Below are 17310 nucleotides of genomic sequence, written 5' to 3'. Positions count from 1 at the left end.
GGTGCCGGCCTCCGGCGCCGCCGGCCAGCCGCTGATGCTGGCGCCATCGCCGGCGATGCGGCTGGGCGGCGCGCTGCTGGCGGCGCTGGAATCCGGCACCGGCCGCCAGCAGCGCTGCGCCGCGTCCCATTCATGCGCCAGCCCCAGGGCGCGGGAGACATGGGTGGCGGGGATGACGCCCTCATGCAGCAGCAGCGTGTCGCATTCCGTGCCGCCGCCTTCCCAGGCGACGCGGCGCAGGCTGCCCTCGCCCTCTGCGCGCAGGCCGCGCACGCCGGAGACGATTTTCATGCCGGCGCGGCGGGCCTCCCACACCAGCGCGGCGCCCTTGGCCAGCATGGCGCGGCCCCGCCACAGCCCGCCCTGGCGCAGCGCCTGGCGCAGCGCGCCGCGCGGCGTCGTCTCCAGCAGCAGGGCCGGGGCCTTGCCGGCGCGGGCGAGCTGCGCCGCCAGCAGCCACAGCAGCGGCCCCTGTCCGGCGAGCACCAGCCGCCCCTTCGGCACCGCGCCCGCCTGCTTGAGCAGAATCTGCGCGGCCCCCGCGCTCATCACGCCGGGCAGGGTCCAGCCGGGGATGGGCACCGGCCGCTCCTGCGCGCCGGTGGCCAGCAGGATGCGCGCGGCGCGGGCGGTGCCACCACCCCGTGGGGCGCCTTCAGGACCGCGCAGCGAGAGCAGCCCGGCCTCGGCGTCGATGTGCCAGACCTGCGTCTCCGGCCGGTAGTCGATGCCCGGCATGGCGCGGAAGCGGCGGGCGAGTTCGGCCCCGGCCGCGGCGTACTCGCCGGCCAAGGCGGGGTCGGCGGCGGCGCGCTCCACGCCGCGGAAGATCTGCCCGCCGGGGGCGGGCTGCTCGTCCAGCACCAGCACCGAGAGGCCGAGCCCGGCCGCCTCCAGCGCCGCGCTCATGCCGGCCGGGCCGGCGCCGAGGATGGCGAGATCGTATTCCATCAGGCCACCCCCGCCATCCGCGCGCCGCGCTGCGGAGCGATGCGCATGCCCGGCCGCACCGTGACCATGCAGGCCTGCCGGTTGGCCACGCCGTCGATCTCGGCGAGGCAGTCGAAGCACACGCCCATCATGCAGTAGGGCAGGCGGGGGGCGCCGCTCACCGGCGTCTCGCGGCTGGCGGGCAGGCCGGCCAGCAGCAGGGCGGCGGCGGCGGAGGCGCCTTCCGGCACCCGGCAGGGCTGGCCATCCACCAGCACCTCCACCGTGGCGGGGCGGATTTCAGGCCGCGTGGCGAACATCGAAGCGTCTCGCTGTGAAGGGGGCCATCTCGGGCTCCAGGGCGCCGGCGGCGATCATCGGCGCCAGGCGGTTGGCGTGGGTGCCGGCCAGCGTCACGCCGGAATGGCAGTTGGCGGTGAAGGCGCCGGGGAAGCGCTCGGACTGGTCGTAGATGGGCAGCCCATCCGGCGCCATCACGCGCAGCGCGGACCAGGCGCGGACGAGGTTCAGCTCGGCGATCCAGGGAAAGGAGAGCACGGCGCGGCGGGCGATCTGCCGCATGATCTCGGGGTTCTGGCCGAGGTCGAAGCCGGCATCCTCCTTGCTGTCGCCCAGCATGAGGGAGCCTTCCTCCGTCTGGCGGATGGTGGTGGTGGGCATGGGCAGCACCTGCCGCGCGCGCTCGGTAACGAGGATCTGCCCCCGCTCCGGCCGCACGGGGGCGGAGAGGCCGAAGCGCGGCGCCAGATCGGCATTGCCGAGGCCCGCCGCCAGCACGATGCGCGGCGCGCGGTGCCGGATGCCGCCGGCCTCGACGCTGAAATCCTGTGGCGCCGCCGTGCTGCGCTCGACCCGCGCATTGGGCTGGTAGCGGCCGCCGAGGCCGGTGAAGGCGGTGTGCAGCGCCCGCAGCAAATAGAGCGGGCTGGCATGGCCGTCATAGGGTGTCCAGCTCACCCCCGCCACCTTCGGGCCGAGGCCGGGCAGCATGTCCCGCGCCTCGGCGCCCGGGATCATGCGGTATTCCATGCCGAGATTGCCGGCCTCGCGCTGCAGGCGGGCCATGTAGTCGCCGCGCTTCTCGAACTCCTCCCCGGAGAGGCAGATATGCACGCCGCCCGGCTGGTGCAGCCCGGTGCCGATGCCCGTCCGCTCCTGCAATTCGGCGGCGAGGGAGGGCCATTCCTCGGCCGAGCCGCGCGTCCAGCGCTGGTAGTGCGGCGCGCCGAGGCCCTTGGACTGCACCCAGACCAGGCCGAAATTGCCGCGGCTGGCGCGGAAGGCGACATCGCCCTCGTCCAGCAGCAGGGTGCGCAGCCCCTGGCGTTGCAGGCCATAGGCGATGGCGGCGCCCACCAGCCCGCCGCCCACCACCAGGGCGTCGTGGTTCTCACTGTTCATGCGCGGCGTTCTCCGGTCAGCAGCCGGTCGATGGGGTAGAAGCGGTCCAGCACCACCAGCACCAGCGCCGTCACCAGGATCAGCGCGGCGGAGACGGAGGCGACCAGCGGGTCCGTCATCTGGTCGATATAGGTGAAGAGGCGCACCGGCAACGGCGTCTCGGACGGCGAGGCGAGGAACAGGCTCACCGTCAGCTCATCGAAGCTGGTGATGAAGGCGAGCGTCCAGCCGCCGGCGATGCCGGGGGCGATCAGCGGCAGGGTGATGCGGCGGAACACGGTGAGCCGCCCGGCGCCGAGATTCTCCGCCGCGCGCTCGATGCGCGGGTCGAGCCCGGTGAGCGCGGCGGCGACGAGGCGCGCCATGTAGGGCACCACCACCACCAGATGCGCGGCCACCAGCGCGCCGAAGCTGCCCACCAGCCCGAGGCCGGAGAAGAAGCGCAGCAGCGCGACGCCCAGCACCACATGCGGCACCATCAGCGGCGAGGCGAGCAGCGCCATCAGCGCGTCGCGCCCGATGAAGCGCATCCGCACGATGGCGATGGCCGCCGGCACCGCCACCATCGCCGCCAGGGTGGCGGCGACGAAGGCGAGCTTCACGCTGACCCAGAAGCTCTCCAGGAAGCGCGGATTGTCCAGGATCGCCCACCACCAGCGCAGCGAGGCGCCCTCCCACGGCATGGCGAGGAAGCCCTTGTCGGTGAGGGAGACAAGGAACACCACCAGGAGCGGCGCCAGGATGAAGGTGACGAAGAGCGCGTGGAAGCCCAGCGCCAGGGCATTGTTGCGGCCCATCACGCGGCACCCAGGCGGCGCAGGGCGGGGCGCTCGACCAGCCGCGTCCAGAGCAGGGTGGCGGCGAGGATGGCCAGCAGCAGCAGCACGGCAATGGCGGCGCCGAGCGGCCAGTTCAGCGTGTTAAGGAACTCCGTGTAGGTCATGCTGGCCACCACCTTCAGCCGCTTGCCGCCCAGCATGGCGGGGGTGGCGAAGGCCGAGGCGGAGAGGCAGAACACCATCAGCGCGCCGCCCAGCACGCCCGGCATGATGTTGGGCAGCACCACGCGGCGGAAGGCGGCGGCCTTGCTGGCGCCGAGGCTCTCGGCGGCCCGCAGCAGCGCCGGGTCCAGCCGCCCGAGGCTGGCCCAGACCGAGAGCACCACCAGCGGCACCATGACGTGCACGAGTCCGAGGATGATGGCGAACTCGGTGAACATCATGCGGAAGGGCGCGCCGGGGATGCCGAGCGCCAGCATCGCCTGGTTCAGCAGCCCGTTGGTGCCGAGCAGCACCATCCAGCCGAAGGTGCGCACCACCACCGAGACCAGCAGCGGCCCGACGACGACGAGCAGCATCAGCCCGCGCCAGCGCGGCGCCATGCGGTGGATGATCCAGGCCTCCGGCACGCCGAGCAGCACGCACAGCCCGGTGACGATGAGCGCGATGCGGAAGGTGCGGGCCAGCGCCTCGTGGAACAGCGAATCCCGCGCCAGCTCGGCATAGTTGGCAAGGCTCCAGCCGGGGGTGATGCCCGTATCGAAGTCGAAGCCCTGGAAGCTCAGCGCCGCGACGCCGAGCAGCGGCAGCAGCAGCGCGCCGCCCAGCGCCAGCAGCGCCGGCAGCGAGAGCAGGAAGGGCGCGGGCAGGCGGAAGCGCGCGCGCCGCGCCGGCGTCACCGCGGGCGGGGCCAGGGCTTCCCCGGGCAGAGCCGCGCTCATGCCGCGGCCTCCGTCATCCGCAGGCTGTGCGGCTCCCAGGCCAGCGCCACGGGGGCGCCCTCCTCGGCCGCCGGCGCGCCGGTGTTCTGCGCGGTGACGAGCATGTCGCCCGCCGGCGTCGCCACCCGGTAGAGCCAGAAGCCGCCGAGGAAGACGCGCGAATGCACCTGCCCCGGCAGTCCGGGCGCGCCGCCGGGGCGCAGCATCAGCCGCTCCGGCCGGATGGCCAGCGCCACCTCGCCCGAGAGCGCCGCGAGCGTCTCCGGCAGCGCGAAGCGGTGCCCGGCGGCCTCCGCCACGCCGCCCGCCGCACGCGCCACGATGCGGTTGCTGCGGCCGAGGAAGTCGGCCACGAAGGCATCGGCCGGCGCGTCATAGGCGCGCCAGGGCGCGTCGATCTGCACGATGCGGCCGCCCTGCATCACCGCCACGCGGTCGCACAGCGCCATCGCCTCCTGCTGGTCGTGGGTGACGAGGATGGTGGTGACGCCGACGCGCCGTTGCAGCTCGCGCAACTCCACCTGCATCTCCTCGCGCAGCTTGGCGTCGAGGTTGGAGAGCGGCTCGTCCAGCAGCAGCAGGCGCGGCTCGATGACAAGGGCGCGGGCCAGCGCCACGCGCTGCTGCTGCCCGCCCGACATGGCGCGCGGGAAGCGGTCCGCCAGGTGCGAGAGATGCACGAGGTCCAGCGCGCGGGCGACGCGCGCCGCGCGCTCGGGCTTCGGCACGCGGCGCATCTCCAGGCCGAAGGCCACGTTCTCCGCCGCCGTCATGTGCGGGAACAGCGCGTAGGACTGGAACACCAGCCCGATGTTGCGCCGGCTGGCCGGCACCGCCCCGAGGTCCTGCCCGGCGAGGCGGATGGCGCCCGCGCTCAGTGCCTCGAAGCCGGCGATCATCTGCAGCGTCGTGGTCTTGCCGCAGCCGGATGGCCCGAGCAGCCCGAGGAACTCCCCCTGCGCCACGCGCAGGGAGATGCCGCGCACCGCCTGGACGGGGCCGTAGCTCTTGCCCACCCCGTCCAGGACCAGGAAGGCATCCCCCCCCGCCATGCTCAGCGCTCCACCTCGCGCTGCCAGCGGCGCGTCCATTCCTGGCGGGCGGGGTTGATCACGCTCCAGTCCAGCCCGATCAGCGTCTTCACCTGCTCCTCGCCATAGATGACGTGCTGCGCCACCTCGGGCGGCAGCTGGGTGTTCCGGTTGGTGGGGCCGGAGCCGTACTCCTTCGAAAAGGCGGCCTGCACATCCGGCGAGACTAGGTGCGCCACGAATTTCTGCGCCAGCTCCGGCGCCGGGTTGCCCTCCACCGCGCAGGTCGCCGTCATCAGCGCCACGCCCCCCTCCTTGGGGGCCACGAAGCCCATCGGGAAGCCCGCCACCTGCATGGCCCGCGCGCGGGAGGAGCCCCACACCGCCATCCAGATCTCGCCCGAGGTGAACATCTCGCTCATCTTGCCCGGGCTGCTCTCATAGGCGAGCACGTTGGGGTTCACCTTCTCCCGCATGGCGCGGAAGCCGGGGCCGGGCTCCCGCTCCGAGCCGCCATTGATCCGCGCCATCATGGCGACGGTGTGCACGCCATAGGTGTTGTCGATGCCGGGGATGGAGATGCGGCCCTTGAGGTCGGCGCGCGTCAGGTCGTTCCAGCTTGTCGGCACCGGCAGGTTCCGCTCGCGGAAGAGCTTCTCGTTGTAGGCGAGGCCGGTGTAGCCGAAGCCGGTGCCGAGCGCCGCGCCATCGCCCAGCACGGCGATGGGGTAGAGCGCATCCACCGCCGCGCGGTCCGTCACCTTCTGGCAGAAGCCGAGGCCGATCGCCTGGAACATCGGCCCGTCATCGACGACGATGACGCCGATCTGCTGGTTGCCCTTCTGCGCCTGCACCTTCGCCAGCGTGTCGGTGGAGTTGCCGGTGAGATAGTCGACGCGCACATTGTTGGCGCGCTCGAAGGGCGGGATCACCTGCTCCCGCATCACCTTCTCGTAGCTGCCGCCATAGGCGGCGACGACGAGGCGCTGCTGCGCCATCGCCTGGCCCGTGGCGAGGGCGAGCATCGACGTCGCCGCCAGAAGCAGTCTTTTCATGGTCCCGTTCCTTTGCCTCTCCTGAACCGGGAAGTCGGCGCGTGGCATCTGGGCCGCGGCTGGTCGCGGCCAAAAGGGTGATGTGCCATTCAGGCGCCGTCCCGGCCTGTGCGGGAAGGCTGGCACCCGTTGCCTCCACGCGGCAAATACATAATGCTCGCGGTTCCATTCCTGGAAGTAGCGAAACCCCCGCCCATGACGCCGGCCCGTCTCCGCCAGCTTGAAGCCTTCCGCGCCATGCTGCGGGCCGGCTCCGTGGGCGCGGCGGCGGAGTTGCTGTCGCTCTCGCAGCCCGCCGTCACCAAGCTGCTGCGGGCGCTGGAGGAGGAGACGGGGCTTGCCCTGTTCGACCGCAGCCGGCGCCGCCTCTCCCCCACGCCGGAGGCGCGGCGCTTCGAGGCGGAGGTGGAGGCGCTGTTCGCCGCCGCAAGGCGGGTGGACCAGCTGGCCAGCGACATGCGCACCACCGGCGTGGGCGAGCTGCGCGTGGCCTGCCTGCCGCTGTTCGGGGCGGCGCTGATCCCGTCGCAGCTCGCCCGCTTCGCGCAGGGCAGCGGCCGGCCGCGCGTGGCGCTCACGGTGAACAGCTCGCACGAGGTGGTGGAGATGGTGCGGCGGGGCGGTGCCGATCTCGGCTTCGCCCTGCCGGTGCCGGCGATGCCGGCGCTGCACGCCGCGCCGCCCTACCGGCTGCCCGCCATGGTGCTGCTGCCGCCCGGCCACCCGCTCGCCGGGCGGGCGGAGGTGGCGCCGCGCGACCTGGAAGGGGAACCCTGCATCTCGCTCGGCGGCCAGTACCGGCTGCGCCATCTGGCGGACGAGCTGTTCGAGCGGCACGGCGTCTCCCGCCTGATGGCGGCGGAGACGCAGAACGCCCAGGCCGCCTGCGCCATGGTCGCCGCCGGCCTCGGCTTCGCGGTGACCGACCCGGTGACGGCGAGCGGCTTCGCCGGCGCGGCCCATCCGGTGCGGCTGGTGCCGGGCACGGTGTTCCACATCCATGTCCTGGCGCCGCCGGGGCGGCCGCTGCCGCTGCTGGCGCGGCGCTTCCTGCAGCAGGTCACGGCCGCGCTGGCGCCCCTCGGCGTGCGGCTGGCGGGGGGGATGCGCGCCCGCCCGCGCGGCGGCTGAGGGCGGCGCTCAGAGCGCCAGCTGCACCTTCACGTTCCGCGCGCGGTCGGCCGCCGCGGCGAAGGCGCGCGGCGCCTCGGCCAGGGGAAAGGTAGCCGTCAGCAGCGGCATCACGTCGATGGCGCCGCGCGCCAGCACCTCCACCGCCTGCTCGAACTCCTCCAGGAAGCGGAAGGTGCCGCGCAGGGTGATCTCCTTGGCCACCAGCAGGCTCACCGGCAGCGGCACCTCGCCGCCGATGCCGAGCTGGACCAGCGTGGCGCCGGGGCGTGCGGCCATCAGCGCCGCCGGCAGCGCCGCCGCCGCGCCCGAGGCCTCGAACACCACGTCGAAATGGCCCTTCTCCCGCCCGTAGGGCGCCAGCGCCTCCGGCGCCTCGCGCGTGTTCAGCGCATGGTCGGCGCCGAGGCGCGTGGCGAGGCGGAGCGGCGCCTCGGCGATGTCAGTCGCCACCACCTCGCGCGCGCCAGCCAGCCGCGCCACCAGGATCGTCAGCGCGCCGATCGGGCCGGCCCCCGTCACCAGCACCCGCCGGCCGAGCAGCGGCCCCGCCTGCCGCGCCGCGTGCAGGCAGACGGCGAGCGGCTCGGCGAAGGCGGCACGCTGCACCGGGAGCCCGGGCGGCAGCGGCACCGCCTGCGCCTCGGTGCAGACCAGGTACTCGCGGAAGCCGCCATCGACATGCGGCATCCGCATGGCGCTGCCGAGGAAGCGCATCTCCAGGCAGTGATGCGCGGCGCCCTCGCGGCAGTAGCGGCAGGCGCCGCAGGGGCGGCTCGGATTCACCGCGACGGCGTCGCCGGGCTTCACCCGCGTCACCCCCGGGCCGGTCTCCGCCACCTCGCCGGCGATCTCGTGCCCCAGCACCATCGGCTGGCGCAGCCGCACCGCGCCGAAGCCGCCATGCTGGTGGTAGTGCAGGTCCGAGCCGCAGATGCCGCCCGCCCGGATGCGCACCAGCACCTCGCCGGGGCCGGGGGCGGGCGTCTCCACCGGCTCGACCCGCAGGTCGTGCGGCGCGTGGATGACGGCGGCCATGGATTCGGTGGGCATGGTTCCTCCCCTGGCGTTCTTTCCCTGCGGCCCAGCATAGCCGCTTTCGCGCCGCGCGGAGGCCTTGCCGCCCGGGGGGGCGGATTGACAGACAATTCCCTCGGGGCCGAGAGTGGCGGGCGGCGGGAAGCGGCACCGGACAAGGCCGCCCCGCACCGGACAATGGGAGGACATGGTGGACGCACATGGCATGGACGTGGCTCCGGCCGCGACGGAGGAATGGCCCGGTGCGCTGTTCGCCCTGCTCAAATCCCACGGCATCCGGCAGGTCGCCTTCGTGCCGGATGCCGGGCATTCGCACCTGATCCGCCGCTGCGAGGAGGACCCGGACATCAAGGCCGTCGTCCTCACCACCGAGGAGGAGGGCATCGGGCTGATGCTGGGCGCCTGGCTCGGCGGCGAGCGCGGCGTGCTGCTGATGCAGAGCTCGGGCGTGGGCAACTGCATCAACATGCTCTCGCTCGCCACGCTGCACCGCACGCCGATGCCGATGATCGTGACGATGCGCGGCGATTTCGGCGAGTTCAACCCGGCCCAGGTGCCGATGGGCAACGCCACCCAGACCGTGCTGGAGGCCATGGGCACGCTGGTGCGCCGCGCCGACCACAGGGAGGACGTGGTGCCCACCGTGGACGCCACGCTGCGCATGGCCTTCAACACCTTCCGCCCCACCGCGACGCTGATCGGCCAGCGGGTGCTCGGCGCCAAGACCTTCGGCAAGGAGTGAGCCCATGGCGATGATATCCTCCGGCACGCTGGACCGCCGCGCCGTCGTCAACGCCCTGCTGGCCGAGCGGGGGGAGCTGGCGGTGATCGCCGGGCTGGGCGCGCCCGCCTGGGACATCACGGCGGCGGGCGACCACCCGCGCAACCTGCCGCTCTGGGGCGGCATGGGCTCGGCCGCCAGCATCGGGCTGGGGCTGGCGCTGGCGCAGCCGCGCCGCCCCGTGCTGGTCATCACCGGCGATGGCGAGATGCTGATGGGAATCGGCACGCTCGCCACCATCGCCGTGGCGCGGCCGCCCAACCTCTCCATCGTGGTGCTGGACAATGAGCACTATGGCGAGACCGGCATGCAGCGCACCCACACCGGGGCGGGGGTGGACCTGGCGGCCATGGCGCGCGGCGCCGGCATTCCGCGCGTCCATGCGGTGCGGGATGAGGCGGAGGTGGCGCCGCTGCGCGCGGCGATCCACGAGGCCTCCGGCCCGCTCTTCGCCCAGGTCAAGATCAAGGCCGACGCGCTGAAGCTGGTGCTGCCGCCGCGCGAGGGCGCCTATCTGCAGGCGCGCATGCGCGAGGCGATCCTGGGCCCGCAGGCGCATCTCGCCTGAGCGCGTGGGTGGCACCCCGCTCCACCCGGCCGCGCCGCCAGCAGGCATGACGGCCGTGGCCGAGGCTGCCGCCCCGCCGCCGCCCGGGGCGGCCCTTGCCCCGGCGCCCTCCTGCGGGGCGCTGTTCCTGGGCTTCCTCGGCCTCGGGCTGATCGGCTTCGGCGGCGTGCTGCCGATGGCGCGCCGCATGCTGGTGGAGGAGCGGCGCTGGCTCTCCGCCGAATCCTTCACCGAGTTGCTGGGGCTCTGCCAGTTCCTGCCCGGCGGCAACGTCATCAACCTCTCCGTGGCGGTGGGGATGGAGTTCCGCGGCGCCGCGGGCGCGGCCTCGGCGCTGCTGGGGCTGGTGCTGGGCCCGACCGCCATCGTCATCGGGCTGGGCGTGGTCTATGACCGCTTCCGCGACGACCCGACGCTGCAGCACATGTTCGCGGGCCTGGCCGCCGCCGCCGCCGGGCTGCTGGTCGCGACGGCGCTGAAGATGCTGGCGCCGCTGCGCCGCAACGGGCGGGCGCTGCTGGTGGTGGCCGCCACGCTCATCGCCATCGCCGTGGCGCGCTGGCCGCTGCTGCCCAGCCTGATGGTGCTGGCGCCGGCCAGCATCCTGCTCTGCGGGCGGCGCGGGCGGTGATGGGCACGCTGGCCGCGCTGGCCATCATCTTCGCGCAGCTCTCCCTGCTGGCCTTCGGCGGCGGCAACACCATCCTGCCGGAGATGCAGCGGCAGGTGGTGGAGGTGCACCGCTGGATGTCGGCGCAGGAGTTCGGCGCGCTCTTCGCGCTTGCCCAGGCGGCGCCGGGGCCGAACATGATGGTGGTGCCGCTGGTGGGCTGGCATGTGGCGGGCCTGCCGGGACTGCTGGTCTCGGCGCTGGCCAAGTTCGGCCCCTGCTCGGTGCTGACGGGGGTGGTGGTGGGGCTGTGGCGGCGCTTCAAGGACCGCCCCTGGCGGCGCGTGGTGCAGGCCGGGCTGGTGCCGCTGACGGTGGGGCTGGTCTCGGCGAGCGCCGTGCTGATCAGCGGCGCCACGGGCCGCACGGCGGGTCTGCTCGGCGTCACGGCGGGGGTGGCGGCGCTGTCGCTGCTGACGCGGCTGCACCCGCTCTGGCTGCTGGCGGCGGGCGCGGTGGCCGGCTTGGCGGGCGCCGGCGGCTGAGGGGCCGGCCCGACCGGGCCGGCTTGGCTCAGGCCTGGGGCTGCGGCGTCTGCGGGCCGGGGGGCGAGAGGGGCGGCACCTCGGTTGGCTGCGTCGGCGCGGGCACTTCCGGGCCGGGCACGCCAGGCGTCGCGGGGCTGGGCGGCAGGCCCGGCAGCTCCGGCGTCGGCCCGGGGGAGGGCGAGGCCGGGTTCTCATCCGGGCCGCGATAGGGCGGCAGGCCCGGCAGTTCCGGCGGCGCGGCGGGCTCGTCGGCGGCGCGCGTGACAGGCGCGGGGAAGGGCGTGGTCATGGCGGCCTCCATCTGTGACATGAGACCATAACGCCGCCCGGCCCCACCTGTTTGCAAAGCCGCAGCTGCCGCGGTTGCCCGCCTCAGTTGCCCGCCTCAGTTGCCCGTCTCAGTTGACGGTGATGCGGCCTTCCCGGATCACGCGGCTCCACTTGTCGCTCTCGCTGGCGATGTAGGCCGTCAGCGCCTCGGGGGTGGAGCCCCGCGCATCGGCGCCCGCCGCCGCCAGCCGCTCCTGCACCGTGCCATTGCCCAGGGCGGCGAGCAGGGCGCCGTTGAGGGTGGCGATGACCGGCTCCGGCGTGCCGGCCGGCACCATCACCGCGCCCCAGGAGGCGGCCTCGGCGGCGGGCAGGCTGATCTCCGCCATGGTCGGCACCTCCGGCAGAAGGCGCGAGCGGCGCGGGCCGGTAATGGCCAGCACCTTCACCGCCCCTGCCTGGATCTGGCCGATGGCGGAGGGAAGCTGGTCCAGCATCATCTGCACATTGCCCGCGATGGTGTCGTTCAGCGCCGGCGCGCTGCCGCGGTAGGGCACGTGCTGGATGTCGAGCCGCGCCGCCAGCTTGAACAGCTCGGCCACCATGTGGGTGGAGGAGCCGGAGCCGGCGGAGCCGAAGGACAGGCTGCCCGGGCGGCTCCGCGCCAGGGCGACCAGCTCCTGCGCCGTGCTCACCGGCAGGGCGCGGTTGACGATCAGCACATGGTCGGTGGTGAAGGTCATGGAGACCGGCGCCAGGCTCCGGCGCGGGTCGAAGCTCATGGTGCTGTAGAGATAGGGGTTGATGGTGAGGGTGCCGGTGGTGGCCATCACCAGGGTGTGGCCGTCCGGCGCGCTGTGCACCACGTTCTCCATGCCGATATTGCCGCCCGAGCCGGTGCGGTTCTCCACCACCACGGGCTGGCCCAGGCTGGCGCTCATGTGCTCGGCCAGCACGCGGGCCACCACGTCGGTCGCCCCGCCGGCGGGGAAGGGCACGACGAAGCGCAGCGGCCGCGAGGGCCGCCAGCCCGGCGCGGCGGCGCGGGCCTCGGGCAGCAGCGGCAAGCTCAGCAATGCGGCGCCGAGGCCGCGGCGTGTCAGGCGCATTCTGGGTTCCTCCCTCCGGCCCGGCCTGCCCCTCAGCAGACCGTGGCGTGACGTTCCTTCATGATGGCCAGGACCTCGTCCGGGTCCCGTTTCCACCAGGCGTGCGAGAGCAGCTCCACCTCGGCGAAGCCGCGGTAGCCGGCGGCCTCGACCATGGTGCGGATGCCGGCGATGTCGATGACGCCCTCGCCCGGCATGCCACGGTCGAAGACGAGGTCCGTGGTCGGCACCTTCCAGTCGCACAGGTGGAAACCGGCGATGCGGCGCCCGGCGCGCGCCACCTGCCGCGCCAGCTCAGGGTCCCACCACACGTGATAGACATCGAGCGCCACGCCGCTGCCCTCGCCCAGCGCGTCGCACAGATCGAGCGCCTGGCCGAGGGTGGAGAGCACGCTGCGGTCGGCGCAGGTCATCGGGTGCAGCGGCTCCAGCGCCAGCGTCACGCCGGCGGCGCGCGCCTCGGGCAGGATGGCGTGCAGCCCCTCGCGCACCATCTCGCGCGCGCCGGGCAGGTCCTTCGAGCCGGGCGGCAGCCCGCCGCAGACCAGCACCAGGCAGGAGGCGCCGATCGCCTCCGCCTCGGCGATGGCGCGGCGGTTGTCCTCGATGGCGGCGGCGCGGCCGGCGCGGTCGGCGGCCGGGAACATGCCGCCGCGGCACAGCCCGGTGACACGCAGCCCGGCATCGCGGATGCGCCGCGCCGCCTGCCCTACGCCCATGGCCTGCAGCACGTCCCGCCAGGGCGAGATGCCGGGGATGCCGTGCCGCGCGCAGCCCTCGATGCAGGCGGCGAGGTCCCACTTCTCCTTCACCGTCACGGTGTTGAGGGAGAGGGGGAACATCTCACGCCACCCCGTGCGTCGCCAGGAGCGACCGCATGCGCGTCACCGCCATCTCCGGGTCCCGCAGCAGCCCGGCCTTGTCGGCCAGGCGGAACAGCTCGGAGAAGTGCAGCAGGGAGCGGGCGGATTGCTGGCCGCCCACCATGACGAAATGGTCCTGGTGCCCGTTCAGCCAGGCCATGAACACCACGCCTGTCTTGTAGAAGCGCGTCGGCGCCTTGAAGATGTGGCGGGAGAGCGGAACGGTCGGCGCCAGGATCTCGTGGAAGGATGCGAGGTCGTTGCGCGAGAGGCTGGCCAGCGCGCCGCCCACCGCCGGCGCGATCGGGTCGAAGATGCCGAGCAGCGCGTCGGAATGGCCCTGCGCGTCGCCGGCGATCAGCTCGGCGTAGTTGAAGTCGTCGCCGGTGTACATGCGCACGCCGCCCTGGCCGTTGCGCGGCAGGCGGCGGCGCATCGAGATCTCCTTGTCCTTGTCCAGGAGCGAGATCTTCACGCCGTCCACCTTGTCGGCATGGGCGCGGATGACGTCGAGCGCCACCTCCATCGCCGCCCTGTGGTCGTGGTGGCCCCAGTAGCCTTCCAGCGCCGGGTCGAACATCTCGCCCAGCCAGTGGATGATCACCGGCTGCCGCACCTGGGAGAGGATGCGGCCATAGACGCGCTCGTAATCGGCCGGCGAGCGCGCCGCCTTGGCCAGGGCGCGGGAGGCCATCAGGATGATGCGCCCGCCCATCGCCTCCACCGCCGCGCATTGCTCCTCATAGGCGCGGATGACGTCGTCCACCGTCACCTCCGGGCCCGGGGCGAGATGGTCGGTGCCGGCGCCGGAGGCCATGCTGGCGTCGGGGAAGTCCTGCATGGCGTCGAGCGAGCGGCGGATCAGCGCCTGCGCGCCCGCCCAGTCCAGCCCCATGCCGCGCTGGGCGGTGTCCATCGCCTCCGCGACGCCGAGGCCCAGCGACCAGAGATGGCGGCGGAAGGCGATGGTGCGGTCCCAGTCGATGGCCACGTCCAGCCAGGGGTCCTGCTCGGCCAGCGGGTCCGCCACCACATGGGCGGCGGCGAGGGCGATGCGCGGGAAGGGCGGCTCGGCGCGGGCGAAATCGCGCGCCGGGCTGGTCTCGAAAGGCTCCAGCCGGCCACCGGCCACAGGCAGGTCGATACGCGGCATGGGCTTCAGGCCTCCAGCTTGGGCAGGTCGATCCAGCGGCGCTCGTTCCAGGATTGCAGCGCGGCCTCGGCCAGCTGCACGCCGCGCGCGCCGGAGAGCAGGTTCCACGGGTAGTCGTCCCGCTCGCCCGCCACATGCTTCAGGAACATCTCCCACTGCACACGGAAGCCGTTGGGATAGGGCTCGGTGTCCGGCACCTCCTCCCAGGCCGAGAAGAAGTCGATCGGCTGCGGGATGTCCGGGTTCCACACCGGCTTCGGCGTGTTGACGCGCGCCTGGGTGCGGCAGGTGGTGAGGCCGGCCACCGCGCTGCCCTGCGTGCCGTCGACATGGAAGGTGACGAGGTCGTCGCGGCGGACACGGGTGGTCCAGCTGCTGTTGACCTGGGCGATGATGCCGCCCGCCAGCCGGAAGGTGCAGTAGGCGGCGTCGTCCGCATCGGCCTCGTAGGGCGTGCCGTCCTCGGCGATGCGGCGCGGGATGTGCGTGGCGCCGAGGCAGGAGACGCTCTCCACCTCGCCGAACAGGTTGTCCAGCACGTAGCGCCAGTGGGGGAGCATATCGAGGATGATGCCGCCGCCATCGGCCTTGCGGTAGTTCCAGGACGGGCGCTGCGCCGGCTGCAGGTCGCCCTCGAACACCCAGTAGCCGAACTCGCCGCGCACCGAGAGGATGCGGCCGAGGAAGCCGCTGTCGATGACCATCTTCAGCTTGCGCAGGCCGGGCAGGAACAGCTTGTCCTGCACGATGCCGTTCTTGACCCCCGCCTGGCTGGCGCGGCGCGCCAGGTCCAGCGCGTCCTGCAGGTTCTCGGCCGAGGGCTTCTCGCAATAGATGTGCTTGCCGGCCGCGATGGCGCGGCGGATGAGGCCGGCGCGCAGCGCGGTGGCCGCGGCGTCGAAGAAGATCTCGTCCTGCGGGTCCGCCAGCGCCGCCTCGATGTCGGTGGTGACGCGGACGATGTTGTAGGCGCGGGCCAGTGCCTCCAGCTTCTCGCGGTTGCGGCCGACCAGGATCGGGTCCGGCATCAGCCGGTCGCCATTCGCCAGCCGCACCCCGCCCTCCTGCCGGATGGCCGCGATGGAGCGGATGAGGTGCTGGTTCATGCCCATGCGGCCGGTGACACCGTTCATGACGATGCCGATGCGGCGGTCTGCCATCCTGTCGTTCCCCCGTGCTTCCGGCGGCTTTGGCGCCGGAAAGGTAACCATACGGTTACTCTGCGCTCGCATGGCAACGGGCGTCAAGCGGCAAGCCGGCCCCCCGGGAAAAAAGTAACTGTATGGTTATGCCGGGCGGTCAGGCCCGCAGATAGCCCAGCACCACCTCGATGCAGTGCCGCTCGCGCGCCGCCAGCGCCGCCGGCTCGCCCAGCCCGGCACCGAAGACGGTGGAGAGGGTGTGCAGGTTGGCGATGTAGAAATGCCCCAGCGCCACGATGGTGACGTAGAGCTGCAACGGGTCCACGCCCCGGCGGAAGTCGCCCCCCGCCTCGCCGCGCGCCAGCACGGCGCGCAGCGTGTCGAGCAGCGGGGAGTAGAGTGCCGGCACCCGCTCGCTGCGGCGCAGATACTCGGCCTGGTGCAGGTTCTCTTGGTTCAGCAGGGCGACGAATTCCGGGTGGGCGGCGGTGTAGCGCAGGTTGAAGCGCACGAGCTGCGCCATGGCCTCGGCCGGCGGCAGGGCGGCGACATCCAGCGCCCGCTCCTCGGCCCGCTTGGCGGCATAGGCACCCTCCAGCACGGTGAGCCAGAGCGCCTCCTTGCTGCCGAAATAGGCGTAGAGCATCCGCTTGTTGGCGCCGGCCCGCGCGGCGATCTCGTCCACCCGCGCACCGGCCAGGCCGCGCAGGGCGAACTCCGCCCGCGCCGCCTCCAGGATGCTGTCCCGTGTCGCCATGGCGCGGGCGGAGCGCGGCTCCTTCACCGCAGCACGGGGGGCAGGGGTCTTCGCGGGCTGATCCAACAGGCTGCTCCTCGGGCCGGCAGGGGGCGGTGGGGCGTGCGCGATTCCGCCACCCGCCGTCAAGGGCCGCCTTCCGGTCCGCCTCAGGGCGCGGGGAAGCCGCGCGGGCGCAGCCCGGCATGCAGGAAGCGGATCATCGTGTAGACATCGAAGACCGGCAGCCCCAGCGCCCGCTGCAAGGCCGCGGCATAGGGCGGCATGTTGGTGCATTCCAGCACGATGGCGCCCACCTCCGGGTGCCGCCCCACCAGCGCCCGCCCGGCCTCCAGGATGTCCTGCTCGGCGAGGTCGATGTCGAGCTCCTCCTTCTCCGCCCGCACCAGCACGCGGTAGAGCTCGCGCCCCTTCTCGGTGCCGGCCATGGGGATGTCGGCCGGCACGCCGGCGGCCTCGAGGTGGCGCGGCGTCAGCGCGGCGGCGGAGACGGTGATGAGGCCGACGCGCCGCCCCGGCGGCAGCATGGCCTGCACCCAGGGCACCTGCATCAGGCTGCTGGTGGCGACGGGCACCGCCACATGCGCCGCCAGCTCCCGCTGGAACAGCGAGAGGAAGCCGCAGGTGGTGGTGATGGCCTCCGCGCCCTGGCGCACGAGATCCTCGGCGGCGGCCAGGAACTCCGGCAGCAGCCCTTCCGCGCCGCGCAGCACCACCCGCTCCGAGGTGGCGCCCCGCACCACGCGGTACAGCACGGGGAAGGGCCAGGTGGTGGCGTTGCCCATGTCGCCCGGGATGCGCGGGAAGCGCGTCTCCAGCATCAGGATGCCGAGCGGCGCGCCATAGACGGCCTTGCCGCCACGGGCGATGCCGCGGCGGGGCGGGGAAGGGGTGGTGGTCATGTCGTCCCTCGGCAGAGAAGGGCGGAGAGCGGCGCGGGGCCTCTCTCCGCCCGGGGCGGTGCCGATAGGGGAATACAGCGCCGCCGCCGGCGCAAGGGGCGGGCGGCAGCCTCCGCGCGGGAGGCGCCGCCCGGCCGCGTCTCACGCGAACATGTAGTCGGAGCTGGCGAGGTTGGTGACGCCTTGCAGGGTGACATGGTCCACCGAGCCATCGGCTGCCTTGATGGCGAAGACGCTGCTGCCCTCGTGGTAGATGCTGGCGCCCTTGCCGAAGCCTTCC

The 17310-nt window shown here is 73.3% G+C and carries 20 protein-coding genes; 5 read left to right on the top strand and 15 right to left on the bottom strand.

What is annotated here, in order from left to right:
* The 7 genes from ACFOY6_RS21380 to ACFOY6_RS21350 form a co-directional block, all read right to left on the bottom strand.
* On the bottom strand, positions 1–951 hold a 951-nt coding region (locus tag ACFOY6_RS21380; protein ID WP_379652199.1), incomplete at its 3' end, for an FAD-dependent oxidoreductase.
* Entirely contained in the window at positions 951–1250 is a 300-nt protein-coding gene (locus ACFOY6_RS21375; RefSeq protein WP_379652198.1) for a (2Fe-2S)-binding protein, read from the bottom strand. The genes ACFOY6_RS21380 and ACFOY6_RS21375, both read right to left, overlap by 1 nt.
* Positions 1231–2352 (bottom strand): NAD(P)/FAD-dependent oxidoreductase, encoded by a 1122-nt coding sequence (locus ACFOY6_RS21370; RefSeq protein WP_379652197.1) that lies wholly within the window; start codon positions 2350–2352, stop codon positions 1231–1233. Before ACFOY6_RS21370 ends, ACFOY6_RS21375 begins: the two co-directional genes overlap by 20 nt.
* Positions 2349–3149, bottom strand: coding sequence for an ABC transporter permease (locus ACFOY6_RS21365; protein WP_109517403.1), 801 nt, complete (start codon positions 3147–3149; stop codon positions 2349–2351). Before ACFOY6_RS21365 ends, ACFOY6_RS21370 begins: the two co-directional genes overlap by 4 nt.
* A complete protein-coding gene (locus ACFOY6_RS21360) occupies positions 3149–4072 on the bottom strand; it encodes an ABC transporter permease (protein WP_379640900.1) in 924 nt (307 codons plus the stop codon). Before ACFOY6_RS21360 ends, ACFOY6_RS21365 begins: the two co-directional genes overlap by 1 nt.
* Positions 4069–5124, bottom strand: a complete 1056-nt coding sequence (locus ACFOY6_RS21355) for an ABC transporter ATP-binding protein (RefSeq protein WP_379652196.1) — start codon at positions 5122–5124, stop codon at positions 4069–4071. Before ACFOY6_RS21355 ends, ACFOY6_RS21360 begins: the two co-directional genes overlap by 4 nt.
* Before the next feature lie 2 nt (positions 5125–5126).
* Positions 5127–6158 carry an ABC transporter substrate-binding protein gene (locus ACFOY6_RS21350; RefSeq protein ID WP_109517406.1) on the bottom strand — a complete coding sequence of 344 codons (1032 nt, stop codon included), beginning with the start codon at positions 6156–6158 and terminating at the stop codon, positions 5127–5129.
* A 195-nt stretch (positions 6159–6353) separates the two neighbouring features.
* Here ACFOY6_RS21350 and ACFOY6_RS21345 point away from each other — a divergent pair, with 195 nt between their 5' ends.
* Positions 6354–7289: a LysR substrate-binding domain-containing protein gene (locus ACFOY6_RS21345; protein WP_379652195.1), complete on the top strand. Its 936-nt coding sequence runs from the start codon at positions 6354–6356 to the stop codon at positions 7287–7289.
* 9 nt (positions 7290–7298) lie between these two features.
* Here the strand turns inward: ACFOY6_RS21345 and ACFOY6_RS21340 are convergent, their stop codons facing one another.
* Entirely contained in the window at positions 7299–8342 is a 1044-nt protein-coding gene (locus tag ACFOY6_RS21340) for an L-idonate 5-dehydrogenase (RefSeq protein WP_379640913.1), read from the bottom strand.
* A 190-nt stretch (positions 8343–8532) separates the two neighbouring features.
* Here ACFOY6_RS21340 and ACFOY6_RS21335 point away from each other — a divergent pair, with 190 nt between their 5' ends.
* From ACFOY6_RS21335 to ACFOY6_RS21320, 4 genes are read left to right on the top strand one after another with little or no spacing between them, the layout of a single operon-like run.
* Entirely contained in the window at positions 8533–9069 is a 537-nt protein-coding gene (locus ACFOY6_RS21335; RefSeq protein WP_109517434.1) for a thiamine pyrophosphate-binding protein, read from the top strand.
* A 4-nt stretch (positions 9070–9073) separates the two neighbouring features.
* Entirely contained in the window at positions 9074–9676 is a 603-nt protein-coding gene (locus ACFOY6_RS21330) for a thiamine pyrophosphate-dependent enzyme (protein WP_379652194.1), read from the top strand.
* Positions 9677–9722: 46 nt separating this feature from the next.
* Complete coding sequence (locus ACFOY6_RS21325; RefSeq protein WP_379652193.1) at positions 9723–10307, top strand: chromate transporter; 585 nt, start codon at positions 9723–9725, stop codon at positions 10305–10307.
* Positions 10307–10831 (top strand): chromate transporter, encoded by a 525-nt coding sequence (locus ACFOY6_RS21320; protein ID WP_219929743.1) that lies wholly within the window; start codon positions 10307–10309, stop codon positions 10829–10831. Before ACFOY6_RS21325 ends, ACFOY6_RS21320 begins: the two co-directional genes overlap by 1 nt.
* A 28-nt stretch (positions 10832–10859) precedes the next feature.
* On the opposite strand, the gene ACFOY6_RS21315 is transcribed toward ACFOY6_RS21320, so the two are convergent.
* The 7 genes from ACFOY6_RS21315 to ACFOY6_RS21285 all read right to left on the bottom strand — a co-directional run bounded on the left by ACFOY6_RS21315 (position 10860) and on the right by ACFOY6_RS21285 (position 17030).
* On the bottom strand, positions 10860–11123 hold the full coding sequence (locus ACFOY6_RS21315) for a hypothetical protein (RefSeq protein WP_379640925.1): 264 nt from the start codon (positions 11121–11123) through the stop codon (positions 10860–10862).
* A gap of 109 nt (positions 11124–11232) precedes the next feature.
* Positions 11233–12213 carry a Bug family tripartite tricarboxylate transporter substrate binding protein gene (locus ACFOY6_RS21310; RefSeq protein ID WP_379652192.1) on the bottom strand — a complete coding sequence of 327 codons (981 nt, stop codon included), beginning with the start codon at positions 12211–12213 and terminating at the stop codon, positions 11233–11235.
* Positions 12214–12245: 32 nt separating this feature from the next.
* Complete coding sequence (locus tag ACFOY6_RS21305; RefSeq protein ID WP_379652191.1) at positions 12246–13055, bottom strand: sugar phosphate isomerase/epimerase family protein; 810 nt, start codon at positions 13053–13055, stop codon at positions 12246–12248.
* Between the two features lies 1 nt (position 13056).
* Positions 13057–14229 carry a dihydrodipicolinate synthase family protein gene (locus ACFOY6_RS21300; protein ID WP_379640933.1) on the bottom strand — a complete coding sequence of 391 codons (1173 nt, stop codon included), beginning with the start codon at positions 14227–14229 and terminating at the stop codon, positions 13057–13059.
* Between the two features lie 5 nt (positions 14230–14234).
* Entirely contained in the window at positions 14235–15389 is a 1155-nt protein-coding gene (locus ACFOY6_RS21295; protein ID WP_379652190.1) for a Gfo/Idh/MocA family protein, read from the bottom strand.
* Between the two features lie 139 nt (positions 15390–15528).
* Positions 15529–16194, bottom strand: a complete 666-nt coding sequence (locus ACFOY6_RS21290) for a TetR/AcrR family transcriptional regulator (RefSeq protein ID WP_379652189.1) — start codon at positions 16192–16194, stop codon at positions 15529–15531.
* A gap of 83 nt (positions 16195–16277) precedes the next feature.
* The gene (locus tag ACFOY6_RS21285) at positions 16278–17030 is read right to left on the bottom strand and encodes an aspartate/glutamate racemase family protein (RefSeq protein ID WP_379652188.1); all 753 of its coding nucleotides are present in this window, start codon (positions 17028–17030) and stop codon (positions 16278–16280) included.
* Positions 17031–17310 lie beyond the last annotated feature (280 nt).

The sequence above is a fragment of the Teichococcus aestuarii genome, from assembly GCF_042651065.1.
Lineage (GTDB): Bacteria > Pseudomonadota > Alphaproteobacteria > Acetobacterales > Acetobacteraceae > Pseudoroseomonas > Pseudoroseomonas aestuarii.
Note: the sequence above shows the minus strand (reverse complement) of the source record. Positions and strands in the feature narration are given on the sequence as shown.